Genomic DNA, 21,095 nt, shown 5'->3' with positions numbered 1-21,095 from the left:
ATGGAAACACTGAATCAAACTTATTTTAGAAATAATATTAAATCTTGCTTGGATCTTGTAAATGATAATGATGATACAATTTATATTACCCGACCAAAAAATCGTGCAGTTGCTGTTATTTCAACTAAAAAGTTGGAAAAATATGAATATTTGGAATTATTTGCTAAGACCAAAGAGGGAACTACGGATCACGCTGTAGCAAGGGACAAGTTAATTGAATTAGGTATACTGAATGACAATGATCCTGTAATAGATAAGGATAACTGGACAGAATTTTGGCAACAATTTAAGAGATGAAAAGACTAAGATTTATTCCTAGAAAAGATTTTCAAAAAGATTTAAAAGAACTAGCTCGTATTGATAAAACAATAATTGATGATGTGATGGCTGACATTGATTTACTTTGCGAAAATCATCAATTACCAGCTGAATTTATGGATCATGCTTTAACTGGTCGCTTAGAGGGTTATCGTGATTTTCATGTTCGAACTCCTGAAAAAGGGAAGGCACCTGTTGAAAGTAATAATGTTGTTGTAATATATAGAATTGTAGAAAATAAGTTAATTGTAGTTGGATTGAGAGTCGGTAGCCATTCAAAGTTATTTAATGGACTTGATAGCTCGGTAAAATATAAAAAACAATAGACTCAAAAATTAATTTAAAAAAATCATGGTGCTCTACGTGATGGAACTCAAGCAAATGGGTAATTACAGTTGAAGATACACCTAAAGGAACAAGGTGGCTACGTGAATCAAACTAAAAAAATGATAGAAAATGATGTTAATCCGGATACTTTAAATGGGCAAACATTAGCTTATCTAGGGGATGCAGTTTATGAAATCTTTATTAGGAGGCATTTAATTAAATGTGGTATTGTTAAACCCCAAGTCTTGCAAAGAAGAGCTACTCATTATGTGTCGGCCAAAGCGCAGGCAGCATTAATTTCCAAACTTCAGGAAGAAAATTTGCTTTCTGAAGATGAAGTGGCAACTTTTCACCGCGGTCGCAATTCGAAAACTTATACTAAAGCAAAAAATACCAGTTTAGCTACTTATCAGTTATCTACCGGTTTTGAAGCTGTTTGGGGATACTTAGAACTCTTAAACAAAAAAGATCGTATAAAGCAGCTGACCGAATGGTGTATTAAAACAATTGAAAATGGGGGCATCGAGGAATATGACTTCAAGTGACAAAGACTTTGTTTTTGGCAGGCATGCAGGACTGGATTATTTAAAAACCCAAGATGCCGATCATATCAACAAAATATTTTTACAGCAGGGTATTAAAGAAAATTTTGCCAATCAAGTATTTACCTTGGCTAAGCAGAAGGGATTAATTGTCCAAACAGTACCCAAAAACAAACTTGATAGATTAGTTCAAGGTGAAAATCACCAAGGATTAGTTTTAACGGTAGCTAGTTTTGAATATGCCGATCTGGATCAACTGCTCGATCAATTTGACCGCAGCAATCACGAACCGTTTTTACTGATGCTTGATTCAATTGAAGATCCTCATAATTTAGGCTCCATTTTGAGAACAGCAGATGCTACTGGAGTCGATGGCATTATTATTCCTAAAAGACGTGCTACCGGATTGACTTCTGTTGTAGCTAAAACTTCAACTGGAGCAATTGATTACGTGCCAGTAGCCAGGGTAAATAATCTGGTGCAAACTGCGAAGGTATTAAAAAAACGTGGCTATTGGCTTTTTGGTACTGATATGAAAGGTACAGATTATCGTCTGTGGAACAGTAATGGCAAAACTGTTTTGGTAATCGGCAATGAAGGCAAAGGAATTTCACGCCTTCTTAAAGAGCAGATGGACCAAATGCTGACTTTACCTATAGTGGGTCATGTGCAATCACTGAATGCTAGTGTTGCGACAGGCGTTTTGCTTTATCAGATGCTTAACAGCCGCAATCCTCTTAAATAGTTTTACTTACACTCTGATTAGTCAGAGTGTATTTTTATGGTCAAATAAAGTAATATTCTCTTTTTTATTTAATGCGCTTTCAACAAATTTGGTTTTTTGTTGCAGCCGAGCTAACAGTAAAAAATAGTTGCTGAGTTTGAACTTAGGTTCGATTTTTGGGCTTAGTTAGTTACTGTATTCTTCAATAAAAATTTAAATAGGAGCAATGAAATGAAGAATACTGGAATAAATATTAAAAGTGAGGCGGAACTTATTAAGCAAATAAAAAATGGTGAGGATGAAGCTTTATTAGACTTATGTTTTCGCTATAAGCCATTAATTAACAAAGTGAAAGGCATGTATCACGTGCGCTATTATGACAACCAAGATTGGGAACAGGATGCAATGATTATTTGTCATGATTCGGCGAAAAGTTTTGACTTAAATAAAGGAAAATTTGGCAGCTATTTTAAAACACGACTGATTAATCATGCACGTTCACTTGTGAGATATGATAATGCCTATCGCAGGCAGGCGTTAAAACAATCAGTTTCGCTAGAAACAGCCAAGAAAAACAATTTAATGCCATTAAATAAATCATTTGTTTCTATACCAGAAATTCCTTTAAGTGAAAATATTGCTATTTTAACAGGCAGATTGTCTACTTTAGAGGCTAATGCATTGTTAGTAGGCTTGGGTGTAATCAAACAAAAAGATGTTATCGAGAAACTAAAAATTAGTAAATTAACTTTATCAAGAGCACGCTCACGTCTGGCGCAAAAAATGCGCCAAACATTGCTCAATTAGTTTTTATAGTTGACATCTAGAAATTGCGGTATAATTGTTATTGTAGAATAAATTTTAGGAGGTAGTTAAGATGGCTGATGAAGTTATGAAGACTGCATTGTTGGATCGTCACATGAAAGAAGTTTTTGACTGGAGTGACTCAGATATTCCAGTTAGAGATGCCCTTTGGGATTATTTTATGGAAAAGAATGGCAGAGATACCATTAAGACGGAAGAAGCTATGCTTCCATTCCTGAAAGACTCTGACGATAAAATCGAATCCTTCGTTAATGAAAATCTTAAGAAGTAAATCCGACTAATACAATGTTCTACGCACTGTGGTCACGCATTTGTTTGGCCACTCTTAAGCAGCTGCTTGAAAGAGCAGCTGCTTTTGTTATGTAATAAGTAAGATTTACAAGTAATTATTAAATTAATTGCTTAAGTTAGCCATTTTTGCTAAAATACAATAGTTTGGAAGTGAGATTATGGCAGTGAAAAAAGCATCATTAGCTTGCAGCATTTGCGGCTCTCGTAATTACTCAATCGCTGCAAGTAAGAATCGCACTCAGCGACTTGAATTGAAAAAATATTGTAAGCATTGCGGTAAAATGACATTACACAAAGAAACGAGGTAAATTATGGTTAAATTCTTTAAGAGTGTAGTTGAGGAAATGAAGCTGGTTACTTGGCCAACAGCAAAACAAAACCGGCACGACACTGCAATCGTAATTGTTTCCTCGATTTTGTTTGCTGCGTATTTAGGTTTACTTGATCTGCTATTTACTAATGTTACACAAATAGTTATGTAATAGCGCAGCTGATTGATTTGTGGTACAATTATATTAATTAGAAAAGTCCTCTGACGTAAGAGGCTTTTTTGTTTGCCAAAAATATAAGGAGAATATGTAATAATGGTAGAAACTACTAAAAAGCAATGGTATGTGCTTCACACTTATTCCGGTTACGAAGACAAGGTTAAATCTGACTTATTGTCGCGAGCTCAAAGCATGGGGATGCAAGACTATATTTTTCGAGTAATGGTTCCTGAACAAGAAAAGATTGAAAAGGTTAACAACAAGAAAAAAGAAGTCGAAGAAAAAATCTTCCCTGGTTATGTTCTTGTTGAAATGGTAATGACCGATGAAAGTTGGTTTGTTGTGCGGAACACACCAAATGTAACAGGATTTGTCGGTTCACATGGCGGTGGCTCTAAGCCATCGCCACTTCTAGAAGACGAGGTCAACAGGCTTTTACGTCAACAAGGTGAACCAGCTAAAAGACCCCAAATTGACTTTGAAGTTGGTGAGACTGTTACGATCATTGACGGCGCTTTTAATGGCGTTGAAGGTAAAATTACTGAAATTCAACCAGATAAGTACAAATTATTTGTTTCCGTTGATATGTTCGGCCGTGCTACAACCACTGAGCTTGATTATGATCAAGTAAAGAAAATTAGCTAGTAATAAGTCAATTATTGCAAAACTACTAAATAGATGATAATATATTAAAGTACTTTTATTATTGTGGGAGGAAAAGTAGGTAACTTTTCCATTTTAACCACGCACGGAATCAAGGAGGTTTTGACCGTGGCAAAGAAAGTTATAAATGTTGTTAAATTACAAATACCAGCTGGTGCTGCAACACCCGCTCCTCCAGTTGGTCCAGCTTTAGGTCAAGCTGGTATTAACATTGTTGGCTTTACTAAGGACTTCAATGCTAGAACTGCTGACCAAAAAGGCATGATTATTCCTGTAGTCATCACAGTATATGAAGATCGTTCATTCGAATTCGTAACTAAGACTCCACCAGCTCCAGTACTTTTGAAGCAGGCTGCTAAGATTGACAAGGCATCCGGTGAACCTAATACCAAGAAAGTTGGTAAGGTAACCAAGGATCAAGTTAAGGAAATTGCTGAAACTAAGATGAAGGACCTTAACGCTGCTGATGTCGAAGCTGCTATGCGGATGATCGAAGGTACTGCTAGAAGCATGGGTATCGAAGTCGAAGACTAATCCTGTTATTTATAACAATTTAGGTGGGAGAGCTTTAGCTCGCTTGACCACATATTAAGGAGGAAATCACATGCCAAAGCATGGTAAAAAATATTTAGAAGCTGCTAAAAAAGTAGATTCAAAGAAATTATATTCAGTTGCTGAAGCAATGAAGTTAGTTAAAGAAACTTCATACGCAGGCTTTGATGCTTCAGTTGAAGTTTCATACAATTTGAGCGTTGACCCTAAACAAGCAGACCAACAAATTCGTGGCTCACTGGTTTTGCCGAATGGTACTGGTAAGACACAAAAGGTCATTGTTTTTGCTGAGGGTCCTCAAGCTGAACAAGCTAAGGCTGCTGGTGCTGATGAAGTTGGTTCTGACGACTTAGTTGAAAAAGTACAAAACGGTTACTTAGACTTTGATGTCGTGGTTGCTACACCAACAATGATGGCAAAAGTTGGACGTTTAGGTCGTGTGCTTGGACCAAAAGGTTTGATGCCAAACCCTAAGACTGGTACCGTTACAATGGATATTGAAAAAGCCGTTAAGAATGTAAAAGCTGGTCAGGTTGAATATCGTGTTGACCGTCAAGCTGCTATTCACGCAGCAATTGGTAAAGTTTCATTTACTGATGAACAATTAATTGAAAACTTTGATGCATTGCGTGACGTTATTTTACGTGCGCGTCCATCTGCTGCTAAAGGTCAATACATTAAGAGTGTTGCTGTAGCTGCAACCTTTGGACCTGGGATTAAACTTGATCCATTAAATCTGGACTAAAATTGAACAATTAATTAAAGCAACTTTGCGATTGAGCAGGTTGCTTTTTTTATCTATTTACGAGTATTTATGATTGGTCAAAGGTAAAAGTTTTGATAAACTAGAGCTAAATTTTATTTGTTTAATTGAGGGAATCATATATGAAAAAAAGTAATTTAGGCAGACTGCTGACATTAATATTATTTATGTCCCTATTTTTGACAGGTTGCAGTCAAAACCGAGAAAAAATTACTATTGTTGGCTCCAGTGCCTTACAACCTTTAATAGAACAAGCTGGCAATGACTATCACCTAGCCCACATGAGCAGCAACATTGTAGTCCAAGGTGGTGGCTCCGGTACAGGACTAAGCCAAGTGCAAGCAGGGGCCGTTGAAGTTGGTACTTCTGATGTTTTTGCTGAAACGCAAAAAGGCATTGATGCAAAGAAACTGGAAGATTACCCTGTGGCAGTAGTTGGTATTGTGCCAATTGCAAATAAGGGTGTCGGAGTTAAAAATTTATCTACTAAACAACTCTCTGATATTTTTACTGGTAAAATTAAAAATTGGCGTCAAGTAGGTGGTAAAAATCAGTCAATTATTGTGATCAACCGTTCTCGTGGAAGTGGTACGCGATCGACATTTGAGGACTTGGTTCTAAATGGAAAAGAAGCAATTAATTCTCAAGAACAGGATTCAAATGGAACTGTCAAAAAGATTGTTAATTCAACTCCGGGTACTATTTCTTATATTTCTTTTCCCTATGCTAATGACCAAAATATTCAAAAAATAAGTATAAATAATATTCAACCAGATAATAGAAACATACCCATGAACAAGTGGCCACTTTGGTCTTATGAGCATATGTATACAAAAGGTAAACCGAATAAGGCTACTGCAGCTTTTATTAAATACGTATTGAGTAAAAAAGTTCAAAAAGATTTAGTTCCTAAAATTGGCTATATAAGTGTACATGAAATGAAAGTTGCGCGTGATAGTCAAAATAAAATTACGAAGATAGGTAAATAAAATGGCAAAAAAAGAACAAGATTTACAACAAGTTGTTGAGAATGCTCTTGCCGAACAAAAAGTACCACATGTTAAGTTCAAAGGTATTGATCCCAAAAATATTGATGTTGATCGCTTAACTAAGCCATCAAAAGAAACACGACAAGAATGGTGGGGCAGAGGATTAACATTTTTGGCAATTATATTAATAGGAATATTAATAGTTGCAATCATTGGTTTTGTTGGCATGCATGGGTTAGCAACCTTTATTGATAATAAAGTGAACATTTTCCATTTTCTGTTTTCTACTGACTGGAATCCTAATGCTGGTAAAAACCATGTGGGTGCCGCTGCGATGATTGTAACTTCTTTTGCAGTAACACTTTTGGCAGCACTAATTGCAACACCATTTTCGATTGCCGTGGCACTATTTATGACAGAATATGAATCTGGTAAGAGAGTGCAGTTACTGCAATCCGTAATGGAGCTCTTAGTAGGTATTCCTTCTGTAGTTTATGGCTTTATTGGCTTAATGGTAGTTGTTCCAGCTGTCAGAACTATTTTTGGTGGAACGGGCTTTGGCATCTTGACTGCCACGTTAATACTTTTTGTAATGGTTCTGCCCACAATCACTTCTCTTACTGTTGATGCGTTTAAAGCTATTCCCAAAGATTTGCGAAAGTCTTCAGCAGCTCTTGGTGCTACGAAATGGCAGACTATATATCACGTTGTGCTGAGAGCAGCTCGCTCACGTATCATGACAGCCGTTATTTTCGGTATGGCTCGTGCTTTTGGTGAAGCTTTAGCTGTACAAATGGCAATCGGAAATGCAGTATTAATGCCATATAACTTGGTTAGCCCAGCAGCAACGTTAACTAGTCAGTTAACTAGTCAAATGGGCAATACTGTTATGGGTACCTTGCCTAACAATTCATTATGGTCTTTGGCACTTTTGTTATTAATTATGTCACTAGTATTTAATTTTTTAGTACATTTAATTGGAAAGAAGAGTTAGTAGTATTATGAACGCAAAAAAAACTAACCGAATTGCTACTGGCGTGATTTATTTCTTAGTTGGAATTGTTGTACTTCTTTTGGTTGGTATTCTTGGTAATATCTTAGTTTCGGGATTACCGCATTTATCGTGGCATTTCTTGAGTTCAGAATCGTCCTCTTTTGAAGCAGGCGGTGGAATTAGAGACCAATTATTTAATTCTATCTATCTTTTATTACTTACCTTACTAATTTCTATGCCAATTGCACTCGGTGCTGCCATTTATTTAGCCGAATATGCTCCTGATAACTGGTTCACTCAGTTAATCAGAACCACGATTGAAATTTTGAGCTCTTTACCTTCAATAGTTGTTGGTCTGTTTGGCTATCTTTTATTTGTGGTTCAGTTCGGATTTGGCTTTTCAATTCTCGCTGGCGCTTTAGCACTAACTTTTTTCAACTTGCCAACTCTTACTAGTAATATTGAAGAAGCCATTAAAGGTGTTCCTCAAACTCAAAGAGAAGCTGGCTGGGCTCTGGGTTTATCTAATTGGAAGACCATTCACGGCATTGTATTGCCAGCAGCCCTGCCAGGAATAATTACTGGTGTTATTTTGAGCGCTGGACGTGTTTTTGGTGAAGCTGCAGCTTTGATTTATACCGCAGGGCAAAGTGGTTCAACGGTTGATTATTCTAACTGGAATATGTTTAGTCCTACTAGTTTTTTGAATGTAATGCGTCCAGCAGAAACGCTAGCTGTACATATTTGGAAAGTAAATACTGAAGGGATAATTCCGGATGTGAATGCGGTTTCTGCTGGAACATCAGCTTTATTGGTAATTGTTGTCATTATCTTTAACTTCGGTGCTAGAGCACTAGGAAATTGGATCTATAAACGGCTTACTGCCGCAAGAATAAAGTAAAGGGGTTCTTATGGAAAATTGGCAAAAACAAAAAACCTACATTAAGACCTTTCCTGAAGATGACTGTGCAATTTCAACTACTGATTTGAGTGTTTTCTATGGTGGTACAGTTCAAAAGTTGTTTGATGTTAGCTTAGGCTTTAAGAAAAATACAATTACTGCATTAATAGGAGCATCTGGTTCAGGTAAATCAACATTTTTGCGCTCACTTAATCGTATGAATGACCGGGTAGCACGAGTTGACGGCAAAATTATGTTTCATGGCCTTAATGTTAATCAGAACAAAATTAATGTTTATGAATTGCGGAAGGCAATTGGAATGGTTTTTCAAAAGCCTAATCCTTTTCCGAAGTCAATTAGAGAAAATATCACTTATGCCTTAAAAGCAAACGGTCAGCAGAATAAAAAGAAACTGGATCAAATTGTAGAAGAAAGTCTCAGAGCTGCGGCTTTATGGGATGAGGTAAAGGATAAACTCGACCAAAGTGCATTGGCTCTATCAGGGGGTCAGCAGCAAAGACTATGCATTGCGCGAGCGATTGCTCTAAAACCCGAAATTTTACTTCTTGACGAGCCTGCTAGTGCTTTGGATCCTGTATCTACTGCTAAACTTGAAGATACTTTAAAGCAGTTGAGAAAGAAATATACCATGGTTATGGTAACGCATAATATGCAGCAGGCTTCAAGAATTAGTGAATATACAGCATTCTTTCACTTGGGACATGCGTTAGAATATGATACTACTACAAATATTTTCACCAACCCTCAAGGTGAAATTACTGAGAAGTACATTCAGGGTAGTTTTGGATAAAGGTGGCGTTATTGATGACAAATGTGATGGAGGCTAAAAATGTTAAACTTAAGTATGGCAGTTTTGAAGCTTTACATGGTATAAGTTTAGCTTTTCCCGCTCAAAAATTGACTGCCTTAATTGGACCATCTGGCTGTGGCAAATCTACCTTTTTGCGCTGTTTAAATCGTATGAATGATGATATTGACGATATTAATATTACTGGTGAGATACTTTTAGAAGGAAAAGATATTTATCATTCTCATATTGATTTAGTTGCTTTACGTAAGAAGGTGGGAATGGTGTTTCAACAGCCCACTCCGTTTCCATTTTCAGTTTTTGATAATGTAGCTTATGGTTTACGCATAGCTGGTGTTAAAGATAAAGATCTGATTGAACAGCGTGTTGAAGAAAGTTTGAAGCAAGCTGCAATTTGGAATGAAACTAAAGACAGTTTGCAGCGTAATGCTCTTGCTTTTTCAGGAGGACAACAGCAACGTATTTGTATAGCTCGGGCTCTGGCAATCAGACCGGAAGTTGTTTTACTTGATGAGCCCACATCTGCTTTAGATCCAATATCAAGTTCAGAAATTGAAGAAACGTTAATGGCTTTGAAACGGAAATATACTTTTATTATGGTGACACACAACTTGCAACAGGCGAGTCGGGTTTCAGATCAGGTAGCTTTTTTAATGAATGGTGAATTGATTGAATCAGGTTCGACACAAGAAATGTTCTTGTCACCTAAAAAAGAAATAACAAACAATTATCTTAACGGCCGTTTTGGCTAATTTTGGAGGTGGATTATGCACGAAATATTTTTAGATGAACTGAAAAAGTTGAACGCTCAGTTTATGGAAATGGGAGTCTTGGTCAATGATTTGATTGACAAGGGTACGCGTTCATTCGTTGAACATGATAAAAAGACGGCGCAAGAAATGATTGCCGAAGACAAGGAAGTAGCTAAAGAAGCTGTCAAGATCGAAAAAAAGGCTTTGGAATTAATGGCATTGCAACAGCCGGTTGCAACAGATTTCCGCGTTGTTATTAGTATCTTAAAAGCTACAACGGACTTAGAAAGAATTGGCGAAAATGCAAACAGTATTGCCGTTGAGACAGTCAGAGTCAAAGGTAACCCACGTCTGCCAGAAGTTGAAAAAGTAATTTCCAACATGACCCATCAAGTACGTGAAATGTTGGTTCAGGTGTTAACTGCTTATGTTCAAGAAAATGAAAAAGATGCTAGAAAAATGGTACTTGGACATGCTAAGGTTTTTAAAGATTATAAGAATGCCAGACAAATGATTATAGATGGTGTAGAACAAGAACCTGACGCCGCTGTAGCTTCTGCCAGTTACTTTGTTATCATCAGATTACTAGAGAGAATAAGTGATCATATTGTGAACTTGGCCAGTTGGGTAATTTACAAAACTTCAGGTGAATTATTTGAGTTAATAAAACCTAAGCCGAAAAAGAACTGATTAGCTTGCAATTAAGTTATATTCCTGTTATATTTAATAAAGTAAATTCTACCTAAGACTCGGGTGGCATGACGCCTTAATTTCCCGCCGAGGCCAGAAGATATTGATGAGTTTAAAGCTCCATGTCTTTCTTGGCATGGAGTTTTTATTTGGGCCTGATGGAATTTATTATTAAATTTGATGGAGGTGAAATCGATTGAGTAAAGCTGCTATTGCTGAAAAAGAAAAGTTCGTTGATGCGTTTGCTGAAGAACTTAAAGCTGCTAAAGCAATCTTAATAATTAACTACTTGGGTTTAACTGTTGAAGAAGTTACTAACATGCGTAAGGAACTTCGTGAAAACGATGTTAACATGAAGGTTGTTAAGAATACTTACTTAAGACGTGCTGCTGCTAAAGCCGGTATAGAAGGCCTTGATGAGACTTTTGTAGGTCCTACTGCTGTAATTTATACTGATAATGCTGATGACATTACCGAACCAGCTCGTATCGTTTCAAAATACGAAGATGATTATGATGTTATCGATATTAAGGGTGGTATGTTAGAAGGTAAATTGACTTCTAAAGAAGAAATCAAGGAACTTGCTGCCATTCCTGGTCGCGAAGGCTTATTGTCAATGCTTGTTTCTGTATTACAAGCTCCAGTACGCAATTTCGCATATGCTGTTAAAGCTGTTGCTGATTCAAAAGATGAATCTGCAGAATAAATAAAATAATTTATATCTAAAAATTTCGGAGGATAAAATAAGTATGGCTTTAGATACTGATAAGATTATTGAAGACTTAAAAGGTGCTTCAATTCTTGAATTAAATGACCTGGTAAAGGCTATTGAAGATGAATTTGGTGTTTCTGCTGCTGCTCCAGTTGCTGCTGCAGGTGCCGCTGGTGGCGAAGCTGCTGCTAAGTCAACATTTGATGTTGAATTGACAGAAGCTGGCCAAGAAAAAGTTAAGGTTATTAAGGCAGTTCGTGATATTACCGGACTTGGTCTTAAGGACTCAAAAGATCTTGTTGATGGCGCTCCTAAGAACGTTAAGGAAGGCGTTTCTGAGGATGAAGCTAACGACATTAAATCTAAGCTTGAAGATGTTGGTGCTACAGTTACATTGAAATAATTGTAGTCCAATCGGACAAGTTAAAAAAAGGCGTGTTTGCAATTTGCAAATACGTCTTTTTATTTTTCAAGAGATTTTATTAAAATTGGACTTAAGCTAAAGGCTTTTAATTATTTTTTTACATAATTCTTCTGACAATACCATCAGGATAGTGAACTGATAAATACTTTGAATTGCGTGAGTTCCAGAATTTGTCTTGCAGACTGGAAACTCCAACTCCGCCGTTGTCAGTATAGGGACTATCATGTAAAAATAATCCTTTTCCGAGGTACACTCCAACATGGGCTAAATGTCCATCGTCTTTATCATCGAAGAAAATGAGATCGCCACGTTTTTTGTTTTTATAATTAACGGGTTTGCCATTATAACATTGACTAAATGTGGTTGATCCTATATGATGGCCTACTTTAGTAAAAAGATAATTCATAAAACTAGAACAGTCAAAATGTCTTGATTTTTCGTCATATTTGGAATGACCAATCATTTTTTCACCGATTTTAATAATGCGTTCAAGCGACTTTTTGTTGCCTTCTAGAGCCTTTAAATTATATTTGATATTTTTTCCTAAAATCCAATAATTTTTCCCTTGATGTTTAAAACGATAATATACTGCATGCAAGTTAGTATGGGCAATCATATTGACATGAACCAATTTATTCTTCAAATGCAAGTTGTTGCTAGTTCCTATTTTTCTGGCATCATTAGTGTGGGCAGGTAAGTTATACAATTTGGCATTTCTGACAATTTTCATTTTATAATTGATTTTATTTTTAGTTAATAAAAACTGATTGAAAGCTTTTTTATTTAACCATCCGTACTTTGTCTTGACAAAAGTCCCTTTGTTAGTTTTGGCTAATTTGCTGTAACTAATTTGTCTTTTATACCAATTTTTGGCTGAACGCTTTTTGCCAGTTAATGTTTTACTAAAGCGATAATCGGTTTGGTAAATTTTACCACTACCTTTTTTCTTAGAATAGACAACCTTTGGCACTTCTTTGTGCTTTTTATTAGTGTTAATTGCCCCGTTTGAACCAGAGTTATTATCGTTCGTATTAGAATCTTCTATCTGATTATTGTCAGAATTAGATTGAGTTTGCTCTTTTTGCTCATTGTTCTGCTGATCAACAATACTTGGTGTATTAGTAGTTGCAGCAGAAACTCTTTCATTAAAAATAAATGTGCTCATAAGTGATAAGCTGATAGCCACTAAAAATAATTTGGATTTGCTTAACATTTTAGCTCCAATCAATTTTAAAAAAATTTAACTACATTTACCATTTTATAATATAATGAAATTTATAGTTAATTAATTTTAAAATATCACTTGTAATTTTAAATTTGAAAATGTATAGGGAGGTATAGGTGCAAGTCAAAAATAAGTGTATTTGTGGCTTTTTTTGGTAATAGTAGCTTTTTTTGTTAGCGCTTCTGTAGTTCAGGCTGATGAAACCATTCAAATTGACAGCAATATTGCAAACAATGAAGTGGATCAAAAAATTAAAAAGAAAAAACATAAAACTACAGTTTATAGTCACAATCAAGACAAATCAGTTGGCCAATATACTAAGTATATTCATGGAAAAAAGCCTAAAACCAAAGCAAAAGCTTACCTAGTTTTGGATCGTAAAACTGGAGAAGTATTGTTGGCAAAAAATGCGAAGAAGCGCTATTTAACAGCGTCTACTGGGAAACTAATGACGATTTATTTAGCCAGGCGCAAGCTTGCCCGTAATCCGCATGATTGGCAAAAAAAGCTCAAGTTTTCTAGCTCTTTGGTAAAAATGGCCAAGAATCCTAACCTTGACTGCTTTCATGTAAAAAAAGGCAAAAAGTATACTATCAAAGAGATCATGTCTTCAGCAATAATTGATTCCGACAATAACTCTGCAATTCGATTGGGTCAATGGGTTGCAGGTTCAAATAAGAAATTCATCAAAATGATGAATAAACAGGCGAAGCTATGGCATCTTTCCGCAAATTTCGTATCAGCTTCAGGGCTTGAAAACAGTGATTTAGCACCTTATGGTTATTATGTTAAAGGTGCTTGGAGTTCAGGAAACTTATTGTCGGCAAAAGATCTAGCAATAATTGGTTATCATGTTGCTCATGATTATCCCAGTTTGATGAAATTTTTTGCCACACCTGAGATATATGTGGCAGGCCAGAAATTACATAACTATAATGATACGTTACCTGGTCGTAAATATAACGTTAAATCCTTCAAAACCGATGGGATGAAAACAGGCTGGACACCGCGATCAGGCTATTGCTTTGTTGGAAGTTGTAACAAGGGCAACGGACGGATTGTAGTGGTACTGCATGACAAAGATGAGTTTTCGGATGCGAATAAATTAGTAAAATTTACGTATAAGCATCGTAGTTAGTCGACATATTAAAGAAGGTGAGTAATGGATAGTGAAAATAAAAAAGAATAAATTTGTAATAGTTAGCTTTTTAATTATTGTTGGCGGATTCATATTAAATTTTGGGCAAAAGAAAATCTTTGCAAAATCCGTTAGTGAAATTCCACAGGAATATATGCGTAAACCGATTAGTTATACTAAATCTTCTGAAATTAAACCATATCCTCATGGGGTGAGCGCTAAAAAAGATAAGATAGTAGTTTCATTAAAAAAGCAGCGCGCGTATTTGATCCGTGGTCGCAAAACCAGATACGAATTTTATGTTTCAACTGGAACAGATAACTCAACACCTAAGGGACATTTTCGTATTAATACTTATCGGGCACCGTGGTTTTATTCTGCCAGTGAGAAAATGGGTGCAAGATTTGCGGTAGGCTGGCTGCAAGGCGGTTTATATCTTTTTCATGAAAATCCGCGGAATATTCATCATAAATTAATTAAAAAGGTAGCTAACAAATTAGGTAAAAAGCCAACCTCTCATGGTTGTATTCATTTAAGCACAAGCGATGCAAATTGGTTCTATCAAAAAGCACCAACTGGACTAAGAGTTATTATTAAATAAAGGAGAAAACAATGAAAAAATTTAATTATCGTAAAACTGTCGCAGTACTATTAACTTTTACAAGCATAGCAAGCGGTTTGTCTTTTGGCTCAACGATCACAGAAGCTAAGAAAGTTTCCAGCAGGGTGGTTTTGAAAGCACCAGCTGTTAAAAGGGTAAAAGTCAAAAAAAGAACATATTACTATAATAAAAAAGGCAAGAAGTTAAAGAAAAAGATTTTGAAAAAGGGCAAGAAGCTAACGGTTGTTAAAAAAGCCAAAAAAATAAAAGGAAAAAAGTTTTATCTGGTAACTAAAAATAGATTTGTCCTGGTAAAAGATGTTGCAAATATTAAGTCAAAGGTTAAAAAGCCACAAAAACAGCCTGTAAATCAACCTACTCAATCTAATTCAGGTAATTCTACCAATCCAGTAGATACTAATAAACCAGTAAGTTCAGCTAATACAGGCACAACACAACCTGCACAAAATAATTCTACAATTGCTGATTTTTCAATTGGTGAATTTAGGCAAGAGTTTTTAAAAGAATTAAATAATGAAAGAACAAAACGGGGGTTAAATACAGTAACAGAAGATTCTCGTTTAGATGAAGTTGTACAGGAAAGGACCAAACTACTGCCTAATAATTTTGCTCATGTGGATGCGAATGGAAAATTTATCTTAAATGACTTCTTTGATAAGGCCGGAATTAGTCGTAACAGTACCTCTGAATGTCTAGCGATGTTTCCTTGGGGTTGGACAATGGATCATTCAAGCAACCAGCTTGTTGAGGCCCCACATGGTGGCACTAGTGCTTTAGTAGCTGATAACATGGTTTATGAATATATTTATGATGACGCTGCATCCAATTGGGGCCACCGTGACATTCTGCTTAATCCTAAGGATAAGACAATTGGACTTGGTGCAGTAGTAGATAACAACAGCGATCAAATTTATTCATCCGTTGGAGTTACATATTAAGTAAAAAAATGTAGACTCGTCAAAGGTTGCCTGATAACAATGAAATACGACAAGTGATTTAATAAGCGATTTGATTAAATAATTTTAAACGTCCTTTGAGGTAAAAATGAAACATCTTAAACCTGCCAAAATTTTGGCTTACATAACTATAGGGTTAGTCAGTCTAGCCTTGCCGTTTACTGCAAAAAGTTCTGAAATAAAGGCTTCCTATAATGAATACAATTTTCATAGCCTTAAGCATCTAATTCCAAAAAAACATCCTAAAAAGTATGATTACTGCTATAAATTACAAAAAAAGGCCTCTAAAAAAGCCTATGCTAAGAATCCTTGGATTCATATGAATGGCTATGTTGTCACCGATCATAGTGGATATACCAAATACACTAAAAATATGAAACCAGTTAAATCTTCATATTATCCGAGATTTAAACAATTAAAGGCTCACGCGGTTAGTGCAGACTTTTCAAAAGGTAACTTCATCATGCACTATAAAACTAGGGATAATGCAATAATTCATGGCATAGCTTTTAAGAAAAAGCAGAATATCAAGGTCAAAAGAATTAAATTAACTCCTAACATTTTACTTAAAGCTTTTTATAAAGACTTTATTGATCCAAAAGGTGGTTTTAAATTAAAAAAGGGTAACGAAACAGATTTTCTTGCATCTAAAAAGCAAAAACACTTTTATCAGAATTGGAAGATTGATACCTCTGATACTATGAAAGATACCGTAGCTGATTTTATGGATACAGTTCGTTTTGGTGATGTTGAGATAAATGATCCCAGTTACGGCTATCATTATATATTCTTTAAAATAGATAAATTTAAAAAATATAAAAACTATGTGAAGTTTCGCATGCTTTACGGTATTTACTAAAACCAAGAAACTAATTATGTTGGAAAACATCTTTTAAACATAATTAGTTTTTTTATATTTGCAAAAATTGACATGTCCGTTAAAATTATCTGGATAAGGTTTTAGAAATGAGCGAATTATGACTGAAAAAGAAAACCAAATGTATTTTGCTGAGAACCCCACTTCTCAGCATGATGAGCATATAATTGATTATCAAGTCAACGGCATTGATCTCAAATTTACCACTGATGCCGGAGTTTTTTCGAAATTACGCGTAGATTATGGTTCAGGTGTTTTAATTAAGAAAATGCTTGATGTTGATTTTCCTCAAAACAATATTTTAGATGTTGGCACCGGATATGGACCAATCGGTCTTTTTGCAGCTAAATTTTGGCCAAAGCAAACAGTAGAAATGATAGACGTTAATGAACGTGGATTGGACCTGGCGAAAAAGAATGCTGAGCTTAACCATATAGATAATGTTGCTATTTTTTCTTCTGATATTTATAGCAATATTGCATCAGCAAAGAAATATGGCTTAATTCTGACTAATCCACCGATTCGAGCTGGTAAAAAAGTTGTTTCCAATATTCTGTCTGGTGCGAAAAATTATTTAGTAACTGATGGGGTTTTACTAGTAGTAATTCAAAAAAAACAAGGTGAGCCGAGTGCCCGTAAATTATTAACAAAAACTTTTGGCAATTGTACCATTTTAAAAAGAGATAAAGGTTACTATGTTTTGCAGGCGGTGAATAATTAATGCCATTTTCAAGTGCAGAAAAAAAAGACTTTATGCAATTAGCTTTTCAGCAAGCAAAAAAAGCCCAAGATTTAGGAGAAGTTCCAATTGGAGCTGTAATTGTTGATTGTGCAGGGCAAGTTATAGGTACAGGATTTAACCGCAGAGAATTGGATCAGGATTCTACGCAACATGCTGAAATGATTGCTATCAGGGAAGCTTGCAATAATCTTGGTACTTGGCGTTTAATAGACTGTAGTCTTTTTGTCACCCTAGAACCCTGTCCAATGTGTGCAGGTGCGATTATTAACTCTCGCCTTAAGAGTTTGTATTTTGGAGCACTTGACCCTAAAGCTGGTGCGGCTGGTAGCGTTGTCAACCTTTTTGATATTGAAAAGTTTAATCATCATCCTAACGTTATTCGGGGACTATACCGTGAAGAGTCTAGCCAAATGCTAAAAAACTTTTTTAAAGATATTAGACAAAAACAAAAAGCAGAAAAAGACTCCGGCAAAAATTTCGCAAATTAGTGGAAAAATACCTTGAAATACGTTAATATATCTTATGGGCAATGTTTGACCTCCAAAGCGTGTCAGGACCGGAAGGTAGCAGCACTAAGGTTGCTCGGGCATGTGCCTTTTATTAGACAATTACAAACTCTTAACTCTTGCGAAAGAGTTAAGAGTTTTTTACTAGGGAAGACTGATCAATGGCTTATCAAGCGTTATACCGCAAATGGAGACCCCGCACTTTTGACAGTGTGATTGGTCAAGATGATATTACGGATACTTTGAAAAATGCAATTAAGCGAGGTACAATCTCCCATGCTTTTTTGTTTGCTGGACCACGTGGTACTGGGAAAACTTCATGTGCAAAAATTTTGGCTAAGGCGTTAAATTGTACAAATCTTAAAGACGGCGAGCCTTGTAACGGATGCGCGAATTGCAAAGCAGCAGATAAAGGCGCGATGGCAGACATTATTGAGATCGATGCGGCTTCTAACAATGGCGTTGATGAAATACGTGATATTAGAGATAAAGTTAAGTATGCCCCAACTCAGGGCAAATATAAAGTTTATATCATAGATGAGGTCCACATGTTGTCTATGGGTGCTTTTAATGCTTTACTTAAAACTCTTGAAGAGCCACCGGAACATGTCGTTTTCATCCTGGCCACTACGGAATTGCAAAAAGTGCCAGCGACTATCATATCAAGGACTCAGCGTTATAATTTTAAGCGTATAACTCAGGCTGACCTTGAACAAAGAATGAAGTATATTCTTGAGCAAGAAAAAATCAGTTATGATGAAAAAGCCTTAGCCGTAATTGCTCAAGTAGCTGACGGTGGTATGAGGGATGCCTTAAGCATCTTAGACCAACTTTTAAGTTTTGATAAAAACAAAGTTGAATATGATGCGGCTCTTGAAATAACAGGTTTTGCTGATAAAGAAAAGATCGAACAGATTTTATTAGCAATTTTAAATAATGATACAACTGAAGCATTGTCTTTGGCGCAGACAGAACTTGAAAATGGTGCCAGTTCAAAAAACATTTTAGATGAGCTCATTGAAATGGCGACTAATGCATTAATGGCTGTCAAAACTAACGACAGCAACCAAAACTTCTTTTTAAGCGTTGATTTTGTTGAACAAATTAAAGAAGTTGATCCTGACCGCTATTTTCAACTGATTGCATCCGCTAACACTGCATTGAATGATTTACGCTATACTAATCAGCAGCAGATTCCACTAGAGGTGTTTTTAGTGGAATGTGCTGGCAAACAAAATAGCAAAGTTAGTTCTGAAAATGTTTTGGCCTATTCGGAAAGTCAAAAGAATGCAAATACTGATTTGACTAGTGAATTAGAGGCATTAAAAAAGCAGGTTGCAAACTTAACTAAAAAAGTTTCTAATTTAAGCAAAAAACAAACTCAAAATAGCGATAAGATTTTTCATCTTGATAGTGCCGTTTCTGATCGAATTGATACTAATAAAAGTAAAAATTCCAAAGCAAAAACTGCTCCCAAACCTAAAAAAACAGTCAGAAGTAGAAAAAAGGCTAATGAGCAAAATCGGAAACAGGTTTATCATGTCTTAGAAAATGCCACTAAGGATGATCTTGTAGCTATCAAAAATGTTTGGCCTGATCTGCAATCAGTTTTAGGAGTATCACAACGTGCTTTGTTAGATGTGCTAGAACCTGTTGCAGCCAGTTCAGATCAGGTAGTAATGAAATGCAAATATACTCTTTGGTTTGAAAAAGCCAGCGCAGATGGTAATTTGTTAGATGTATTGACAGATGAAATTGTTAAATTTACTAAGCATAATTATGAAATAGTGCTGGTACCTGATGAAGACTGGTCTACAGTTCGTGCAGAATTTTTGCAAAAGCATGGTAAAGAACTACTTAATAAGCAAAAGCAATCAGATTCAAGTTCAGAACAAGACGAGTCAAGCAATCAGGTTGTAGAAAAAGCTAAAGAGCTATTTGGTGACACAGTAAATGTTAAAGACTAAAATTTAAAGGAGAAAAAAATATGAGTAAAAGACCTAATTTTGGTGCTATGGGCGGCATGAATATGCAACAAATGATGAAGCAGGCTAAGAAGTTGCAAGAGCAAATGGCGCAAGAGCAACAAAATATTACTGCACAGGAATTTGTAGGCAAGTCAGCAGATGATTTGGTTGTAGCTACTTTTAGCGGAGATCGCAAAATGAAAAATATTACCATTAATAAAGAGGCGATTGACCCTGACGATCCTGACATGTTGCAAGATTTGATTATTGATGCGGTTAATAAAGGATTAGAGGAAATTGACCAAGCTACCCAGCAAAGTTTAGGCAAATATACGAAGGGCATGATTTAATTGCAGTATCCAGCACCAATTGCGCATTTAATTGATTCTTACATGAAATTACCTGGTATTGGTGAAAAAACAGCTACAAGGCTTGCATTTTATACTTTAGATATGCCAGATGAAGACGTTCATAGTTTTAGTACTGCACTAAAAGAGGTAAAAGAAAAGCTTCATCGTTGCTCTATTTGTGGCAACATTACAGAAAAGGATCCGTGTACTATATGCAGTAATCCTGAACGTGATCAATCGACCATTATGGTAGTTGAGCAGCCAAAAGATGTGATGGCTTTTGAAGATATGGGTGAATATAATGGGCTATATCACGTTTTGCACGGAGTTTTGTCCCCAATGGATGGTATTGGCCCAGAAGAAATTAATATTAAGTCATTAATAGTTCGTCTGCAAAAGCAGGATCGCGTAAAAGAGGTTATTTTGGCATTAAATTCAACTCCAGAAGGAGAATCAACGGCTATGTATATCAGTAAGCTGATCAAGCCGTCCGGAATTAAGGTAACAAGGCTTGCTGCAGGTTTGGCCGTTGGGAGCGATATTGAATACGCTAATTCAATTACTTTGAAACGAGCAGTACAAGGGAGAACTTCAATCTAATGGCACGTAACAAAATTAAAAATATGGGTGATGAGTGGCTCATAACCACTATTGAAAACTTACAGGAACAGATTGCTGTTCAAAAAAATCTTGATCCGACAACGCTTGATATGTCTGAAGATAATGTAGTAACAGGTAAAATTTTAAGAGCCAAGTATTCATTTTTATATGATGAAGCACGACATCGTCATACAAGATTTAGTGGTTTTACCAATGCAATTTCTGACTAAAGTCCTTTTTCAAAAGGGCTTTTTATTTTGATAAAAAATTAAAAGTACGTTGGGGTGTTCATATAAAAAGAACTCTTGTAAAATAGAAGCATGGAGAG

General features: G+C 35.8%; 30 protein-coding genes, 1 other RNA gene and 1 other annotated feature. Of the genes, 30 read left to right on the top strand and 1 reads right to left on the bottom strand.

Features of this window, described 5'->3' with window-relative positions; all coding sequences use genetic code 11:
* From ERK18_RS00350 to rplL, 19 genes are all read left to right on the top strand, one after another.
* A complete protein-coding gene (locus ERK18_RS00350) occupies nt 1-297 on the top strand; it encodes a type II toxin-antitoxin system Phd/YefM family antitoxin (RefSeq protein ID WP_261982398.1) in 297 nt (98 codons plus the stop codon).
* On the top strand, nt 294-644 hold the full coding sequence (locus ERK18_RS00345) for a type II toxin-antitoxin system YafQ family toxin (RefSeq protein ID WP_187153833.1): 351 nt from the start codon (nt 294-296) through the stop codon (nt 642-644). The genes ERK18_RS00350 and ERK18_RS00345 overlap by 4 nt, the downstream gene beginning before the upstream one ends.
* Nucleotides 645-764: 120 nt before the next feature.
* Entirely contained in the window at nt 765-1,190 is a 426-nt protein-coding gene (locus ERK18_RS00340) for a Mini-ribonuclease 3 (protein WP_222710083.1), read from the top strand.
* Nucleotides 1,177-1,932: a 23S rRNA (guanosine(2251)-2'-O)-methyltransferase RlmB gene (gene rlmB / locus ERK18_RS00335; protein WP_187153831.1), complete on the top strand. Its 756-nt coding sequence runs from the start codon at nt 1,177-1,179 to the stop codon at nt 1,930-1,932. Before ERK18_RS00340 ends, rlmB begins: the two co-directional genes overlap by 14 nt.
* Nucleotides 1,933-2,142: 210 nt before the next feature.
* The gene (locus tag ERK18_RS00330) at nt 2,143-2,718 is read left to right on the top strand and encodes a sigma-70 family RNA polymerase sigma factor (RefSeq protein WP_187153830.1); all 576 of its coding nucleotides are present in this window, start codon (nt 2,143-2,145) and stop codon (nt 2,716-2,718) included.
* Nucleotides 2,719-2,788: 70 nt separating this feature from the next.
* The gene (locus ERK18_RS00325) at nt 2,789-3,007 is read left to right on the top strand and encodes a P8 family protein (RefSeq protein ID WP_045928407.1); all 219 of its coding nucleotides are present in this window, start codon (nt 2,789-2,791) and stop codon (nt 3,005-3,007) included.
* A gap of 178 nt (nt 3,008-3,185) precedes the next feature.
* Complete coding sequence (rpmG, locus tag ERK18_RS00320) at nt 3,186-3,335, top strand: 50S ribosomal protein L33 (protein WP_187153829.1); 150 nt, start codon at nt 3,186-3,188, stop codon at nt 3,333-3,335.
* Between the two features lie 3 nt (nt 3,336-3,338).
* Nucleotides 3,339-3,509, top strand: a complete 171-nt coding sequence (gene secE, locus ERK18_RS00315) for a preprotein translocase subunit SecE (protein ID WP_045928406.1) — start codon at nt 3,339-3,341, stop codon at nt 3,507-3,509.
* A 102-nt stretch (nt 3,510-3,611) separates the two neighbouring features.
* A complete protein-coding gene (gene nusG / locus ERK18_RS00310) occupies nt 3,612-4,160 on the top strand; it encodes a transcription termination/antitermination protein NusG (protein WP_109586561.1) in 549 nt (182 codons plus the stop codon).
* Between the two features lie 126 nt (nt 4,161-4,286).
* Nucleotides 4,287-4,712, top strand: coding sequence for a 50S ribosomal protein L11 (rplK, locus tag ERK18_RS00305; RefSeq protein WP_034980336.1), 426 nt, complete (start codon nt 4,287-4,289; stop codon nt 4,710-4,712).
* 70 nt (nt 4,713-4,782) lie between these two features.
* Nucleotides 4,783-5,475 (top strand): 50S ribosomal protein L1, encoded by a 693-nt coding sequence (gene rplA, locus ERK18_RS00300; protein WP_045928405.1) that lies wholly within the window; start codon nt 4,783-4,785, stop codon nt 5,473-5,475.
* A gap of 140 nt (nt 5,476-5,615) precedes the next feature.
* Nucleotides 5,616-6,482: a phosphate ABC transporter substrate-binding protein PstS family protein gene (locus tag ERK18_RS00295; RefSeq protein WP_187153828.1), complete on the top strand. Its 867-nt coding sequence runs from the start codon at nt 5,616-5,618 to the stop codon at nt 6,480-6,482.
* A 1-nt stretch (nt 6,483) separates the two neighbouring features.
* On the top strand, nt 6,484-7,476 hold the full coding sequence (pstC, locus tag ERK18_RS00290; RefSeq protein ID WP_034980330.1) for a phosphate ABC transporter permease subunit PstC: 993 nt from the start codon (nt 6,484-6,486) through the stop codon (nt 7,474-7,476).
* 7 nt (nt 7,477-7,483) lie between these two features.
* Complete coding sequence (gene pstA, locus ERK18_RS00285) at nt 7,484-8,377, top strand: phosphate ABC transporter permease PstA (protein ID WP_187153827.1); 894 nt, start codon at nt 7,484-7,486, stop codon at nt 8,375-8,377.
* A 10-nt stretch (nt 8,378-8,387) separates the two neighbouring features.
* Nucleotides 8,388-9,188, top strand: a complete 801-nt coding sequence (gene pstB / locus ERK18_RS00280; RefSeq protein WP_109586558.1) for a phosphate ABC transporter ATP-binding protein PstB — start codon at nt 8,388-8,390, stop codon at nt 9,186-9,188.
* A 14-nt stretch (nt 9,189-9,202) separates the two neighbouring features.
* Nucleotides 9,203-9,958, top strand: coding sequence for a phosphate ABC transporter ATP-binding protein PstB (pstB, locus tag ERK18_RS00275; protein WP_187153826.1), 756 nt, complete (start codon nt 9,203-9,205; stop codon nt 9,956-9,958).
* Between the two features lie 15 nt (nt 9,959-9,973).
* On the top strand, nt 9,974-10,648 hold the full coding sequence (gene phoU, locus ERK18_RS00270) for a phosphate signaling complex protein PhoU (protein WP_187153825.1): 675 nt from the start codon (nt 9,974-9,976) through the stop codon (nt 10,646-10,648).
* A gap of 33 nt (nt 10,649-10,681) precedes the next feature.
* Nucleotides 10,682-10,805 (top strand) — a sequence feature (ribosomal protein L10 leader region).
* Between the two features lie 39 nt (nt 10,806-10,844).
* Complete coding sequence (rplJ, locus tag ERK18_RS00265) at nt 10,845-11,354, top strand: 50S ribosomal protein L10 (RefSeq protein ID WP_045928399.1); 510 nt, start codon at nt 10,845-10,847, stop codon at nt 11,352-11,354.
* Between the two features lie 43 nt (nt 11,355-11,397).
* Nucleotides 11,398-11,763 (top strand): 50S ribosomal protein L7/L12, encoded by a 366-nt coding sequence (gene rplL / locus ERK18_RS00260; RefSeq protein ID WP_045928398.1) that lies wholly within the window; start codon nt 11,398-11,400, stop codon nt 11,761-11,763.
* A 118-nt stretch (nt 11,764-11,881) separates the two neighbouring features.
* Here the strand turns inward: rplL and ERK18_RS00255 are convergent, their stop codons facing one another.
* A complete protein-coding gene (locus tag ERK18_RS00255; protein ID WP_187153824.1) occupies nt 11,882-12,997 on the bottom strand; it encodes a C40 family peptidase in 1,116 nt (371 codons plus the stop codon).
* A gap of 163 nt (nt 12,998-13,160) precedes the next feature.
* On the opposite strand from ERK18_RS00255, the gene ERK18_RS00250 reads away from it, so the two are divergent.
* The 11 genes from ERK18_RS00250 to ERK18_RS00200 all read left to right on the top strand — a co-directional run bounded on the left by ERK18_RS00250 (nt 13,161) and on the right by ERK18_RS00200 (nt 20,997).
* Nucleotides 13,161-14,147: a D-alanyl-D-alanine carboxypeptidase family protein gene (locus ERK18_RS00250; protein WP_187153823.1), complete on the top strand. Its 987-nt coding sequence runs from the start codon at nt 13,161-13,163 to the stop codon at nt 14,145-14,147.
* Between the two features lie 31 nt (nt 14,148-14,178).
* Nucleotides 14,179-14,748 carry a L,D-transpeptidase gene (locus ERK18_RS00245; protein ID WP_187153822.1) on the top strand — a complete coding sequence of 190 codons (570 nt, stop codon included), beginning with the start codon at nt 14,179-14,181 and terminating at the stop codon, nt 14,746-14,748.
* An 11-nt stretch (nt 14,749-14,759) separates the two neighbouring features.
* Nucleotides 14,760-15,707 carry an SLAP domain-containing protein gene (locus ERK18_RS00240; RefSeq protein WP_187153821.1) on the top strand — a complete coding sequence of 316 codons (948 nt, stop codon included), beginning with the start codon at nt 14,760-14,762 and terminating at the stop codon, nt 15,705-15,707.
* Nucleotides 15,708-15,813: 106 nt separating this feature from the next.
* Nucleotides 15,814-16,584: a hypothetical protein gene (locus ERK18_RS00235; protein ID WP_187153820.1), complete on the top strand. Its 771-nt coding sequence runs from the start codon at nt 15,814-15,816 to the stop codon at nt 16,582-16,584.
* Nucleotides 16,585-16,702: 118 nt separating this feature from the next.
* Nucleotides 16,703-17,323 (top strand): class I SAM-dependent methyltransferase, encoded by a 621-nt coding sequence (locus ERK18_RS00230; protein ID WP_187153819.1) that lies wholly within the window; start codon nt 16,703-16,705, stop codon nt 17,321-17,323.
* Entirely contained in the window at nt 17,323-17,832 is a 510-nt protein-coding gene (tadA, locus tag ERK18_RS00225; protein WP_261982397.1) for a tRNA adenosine(34) deaminase TadA, read from the top strand. Before ERK18_RS00230 ends, tadA begins: the two co-directional genes overlap by 1 nt.
* Nucleotides 17,833-17,860: 28 nt before the next feature.
* Nucleotides 17,861-17,954, top strand: an RNA gene (gene ffs / locus ERK18_RS00220) — signal recognition particle sRNA small type.
* A 57-nt stretch (nt 17,955-18,011) separates the two neighbouring features.
* Complete coding sequence (dnaX, locus tag ERK18_RS00215) at nt 18,012-19,817, top strand: DNA polymerase III subunit gamma/tau (RefSeq protein WP_187153818.1); 1,806 nt, start codon at nt 18,012-18,014, stop codon at nt 19,815-19,817.
* 20 nt (nt 19,818-19,837) lie between these two features.
* Complete coding sequence (locus ERK18_RS00210; protein ID WP_187153817.1) at nt 19,838-20,167, top strand: YbaB/EbfC family nucleoid-associated protein; 330 nt, start codon at nt 19,838-19,840, stop codon at nt 20,165-20,167.
* Nucleotides 20,168-20,767: a recombination mediator RecR gene (gene recR / locus ERK18_RS00205; protein WP_046332404.1), complete on the top strand. Its 600-nt coding sequence runs from the start codon at nt 20,168-20,170 to the stop codon at nt 20,765-20,767.
* On the top strand, nt 20,767-20,997 hold the full coding sequence (locus ERK18_RS00200; RefSeq protein WP_187153816.1) for a YaaL family protein: 231 nt from the start codon (nt 20,767-20,769) through the stop codon (nt 20,995-20,997). Before recR ends, ERK18_RS00200 begins: the two co-directional genes overlap by 1 nt.
* Nucleotides 20,998-21,095 lie beyond the last annotated feature (98 nt).

It is taken from the genome of Lactobacillus kimbladii (assembly GCF_014323605.1).
GTDB classification, from domain to species: domain Bacteria; phylum Bacillota; class Bacilli; order Lactobacillales; family Lactobacillaceae; genus Lactobacillus; species Lactobacillus kimbladii_B.
This window is presented reverse-complemented; position numbering and strand designations above follow the sequence as displayed.

Coding starts and splice junctions, on each gene's coding strand:
- ERK18_RS00255 (WP_187153824.1), bottom strand. CDS start 12,997: ATGTTAAGCAAATCCAAATTATTTTTAGTGGCTATCAGCTTATCACTT.
- ERK18_RS00200 (WP_187153816.1), top strand. CDS start 20,767: ATGGCACGTAACAAAATTAAAAATATGGGTGATGAGTGGCTCATAACC.
- ERK18_RS00235 (WP_187153820.1), top strand. CDS start 15,814: ATGAAACATCTTAAACCTGCCAAAATTTTGGCTTACATAACTATAGGG.
- ERK18_RS00240 (WP_187153821.1), top strand. CDS start 14,760: ATGAAAAAATTTAATTATCGTAAAACTGTCGCAGTACTATTAACTTTT.
- phoU (WP_187153825.1), top strand. CDS start 9,974: ATGCACGAAATATTTTTAGATGAACTGAAAAAGTTGAACGCTCAGTTT.
- ERK18_RS00230 (WP_187153819.1), top strand. CDS start 16,703: ATGACTGAAAAAGAAAACCAAATGTATTTTGCTGAGAACCCCACTTCT.
- rplA (WP_045928405.1), top strand. CDS start 4,783: ATGCCAAAGCATGGTAAAAAATATTTAGAAGCTGCTAAAAAAGTAGAT.
- ERK18_RS00345 (WP_187153833.1), top strand. CDS start 294: ATGAAAAGACTAAGATTTATTCCTAGAAAAGATTTTCAAAAAGATTTA.
- secE (WP_045928406.1), top strand. CDS start 3,339: ATGGTTAAATTCTTTAAGAGTGTAGTTGAGGAAATGAAGCTGGTTACT.
- pstC (WP_034980330.1), top strand. CDS start 6,484: ATGGCAAAAAAAGAACAAGATTTACAACAAGTTGTTGAGAATGCTCTT.
- ERK18_RS00330 (WP_187153830.1), top strand. CDS start 2,143: ATGAAGAATACTGGAATAAATATTAAAAGTGAGGCGGAACTTATTAAG.
- tadA (WP_261982397.1), top strand. CDS start 17,323: ATGCCATTTTCAAGTGCAGAAAAAAAAGACTTTATGCAATTAGCTTTT.
- pstB (WP_109586558.1), top strand. CDS start 8,388: ATGGAAAATTGGCAAAAACAAAAAACCTACATTAAGACCTTTCCTGAA.
- ERK18_RS00210 (WP_187153817.1), top strand. CDS start 19,838: ATGAGTAAAAGACCTAATTTTGGTGCTATGGGCGGCATGAATATGCAA.
- ERK18_RS00340 (WP_222710083.1), top strand. CDS start 765: ATGATAGAAAATGATGTTAATCCGGATACTTTAAATGGGCAAACATTA.
- dnaX (WP_187153818.1), top strand. CDS start 18,012: ATGGCTTATCAAGCGTTATACCGCAAATGGAGACCCCGCACTTTTGAC.
- ERK18_RS00350 (WP_261982398.1), top strand. CDS start 1: ATGGAAACACTGAATCAAACTTATTTTAGAAATAATATTAAATCTTGC.
- rplL (WP_045928398.1), top strand. CDS start 11,398: ATGGCTTTAGATACTGATAAGATTATTGAAGACTTAAAAGGTGCTTCA.
- pstB (WP_187153826.1), top strand. CDS start 9,203: ATGACAAATGTGATGGAGGCTAAAAATGTTAAACTTAAGTATGGCAGT.
- ERK18_RS00325 (WP_045928407.1), top strand. CDS start 2,789: ATGGCTGATGAAGTTATGAAGACTGCATTGTTGGATCGTCACATGAAA.
- rpmG (WP_187153829.1), top strand. CDS start 3,186: ATGGCAGTGAAAAAAGCATCATTAGCTTGCAGCATTTGCGGCTCTCGT.
- rlmB (WP_187153831.1), top strand. CDS start 1,177: ATGACTTCAAGTGACAAAGACTTTGTTTTTGGCAGGCATGCAGGACTG.
- ERK18_RS00295 (WP_187153828.1), top strand. CDS start 5,616: ATGAAAAAAAGTAATTTAGGCAGACTGCTGACATTAATATTATTTATG.
- nusG (WP_109586561.1), top strand. CDS start 3,612: ATGGTAGAAACTACTAAAAAGCAATGGTATGTGCTTCACACTTATTCC.
- pstA (WP_187153827.1), top strand. CDS start 7,484: ATGAACGCAAAAAAAACTAACCGAATTGCTACTGGCGTGATTTATTTC.